3 protein-coding genes and 1 tRNA gene are annotated in these 1446 nt (G+C 61.5%); all 4 read right to left on the bottom strand.

All coding sequences use genetic code 11. The features are described 5' to 3' along the window. Nucleotides 1-413 precede the first annotated feature (413 nt). Entirely contained in the window at nucleotides 414-611 is a 198-nt protein-coding gene (locus AC1D1G_RS45150; RefSeq protein WP_005248440.1) for a hypothetical protein, read from the bottom strand. A gap of 48 nt (nucleotides 612-659) precedes the next feature. After that, nucleotides 660-782 (bottom strand): hypothetical protein, encoded by a 123-nt coding sequence (locus tag AC1D1G_RS45145; RefSeq protein ID WP_005248443.1) that lies wholly within the window; start codon nucleotides 780-782, stop codon nucleotides 660-662. A gap of 42 nt (nucleotides 783-824) precedes the next feature. Next, complete coding sequence (locus AC1D1G_RS45140; RefSeq protein WP_280782882.1) at nucleotides 825-1262, bottom strand: DUF2752 domain-containing protein; 438 nt, start codon at nucleotides 1260-1262, stop codon at nucleotides 825-827. A gap of 117 nt (nucleotides 1263-1379) precedes the next feature. Next, nucleotides 1380-1446, bottom strand: a tRNA-Thr gene (locus AC1D1G_RS45135).

The following is a 1446-nucleotide window of genomic DNA, read 5'->3' as shown; positions in this document are numbered from 1 at the left end:
GCCAGCAAATACCCACACCACAACTCACAACCAAACCCGAAGGGCCAGTTGATCATCCGTGATGCGGAGTACCAAAAACATTTGGCACTGACATTCATCGACACACTGTTGAGTTCTCAAAGAACACGCACACACCATCACYWCTGGCACACTCGCCAGCCGCTCCGGGGCAACYKTTCCAKCTTATCCTACCAGCCTYACCGGCGCAAGCCGAGACGCTGATCAGAATCTAACCGGGATGGAAGCACCACCGTACACGACGRTGAACYTCCGATGTACCAGGCGCCTTCGTCCAACCTCGTGTCCCCCGCCTTCCGGCCGGGGTCGGTGTCCGTGTCGCTCTGACCTGGAATAAGTTACGCGAAGGGAAACAAGAACACCAAATCGCCAGGTCAACGCCGCGAAACGCTGGTTCAGGGCACCCAGTACTTGGCGGCCAGCTCCTCGATCACCACATCACCGTCCGACGCCTGCTCCAAAGCCGCGAGGTCGGAATCGATGGAAACCAATCGTGGATCGTCCCCCTCCGCCTCCTGGACCGGGTGGCCCCCGTCCTCGGCCAGCTGGCGCAGCAGCTTCTCGCGCACCCGGTCCTTCAGCGAATCGCTCATATCGAAATCATGACCGCGCGACGGTGGGTTGTCGAGAGTGCACCGAACTCACTCCTCGGTCTCGTCCGGCGCCTTCACGTTGTCGCTCTTGCCGAAGACTCGCAGCGCGGTCGGAATGAGGACGATCAGCGCGCCCAGGATCGCGATCAACGAAAAGACCTGCATTGCCATCTGTGAACCGACTCTCTGTTTCGTGCCCGCGGCGACCAGGTGTCAGGCCGGCGCGAGCCAGCTTCCCCAAGATGTGTTCCTGGTGACGGTAAACGCCGCAACAAAAATGAGCACACCGACCATCACTCGCGGACCGAACACGATGGTGCGATCGCGTTGTCCTCGCCATCGGCGACGTACCCATCCGATCCAGGCGAAGACCATCACCGCCATGAACGGGACGATCAGAACATTGCCGGCCACAGCGGCGCCGATGTCGAGGTTGGTGAGGTCGTGCACCGCCCTCAACCCCCCACAGGCCGGGCACCACCACCCGGTCAGGGCATAGACCGGACAGAAACCGTACGAACCCGGCTGATGCGGATCGCGGAAGTGGAGGATCGCGGCGGCGACAACGGCGCCGGCAACCACAGCGGCGGGTGCACCGAGTGCGCGCAGACCGGCCGCCGGCGTCGTCGGATTTTCGCTGTGGGTGTCCACGTGACCAGTCTTCACGATTCTTCCGGACATCCACATCCGTCACGGCGGACGTGTCCTGTCCCGGAGACGACTCTGGCCCTTCCCGACTGATCGGGAAGGGCCAGAGGACCGCTGAGCTGCCTGAGAGAATCGAACTCTCGACCTTTTCATTACGAGTGAAATGCTCTACCGACTGAGCTAAGGC

It is taken from the genome of Rhodococcus sp. P3_B8 (genome assembly GCF_056402775.1).
This window is presented reverse-complemented; position numbering and strand designations above follow the sequence as displayed.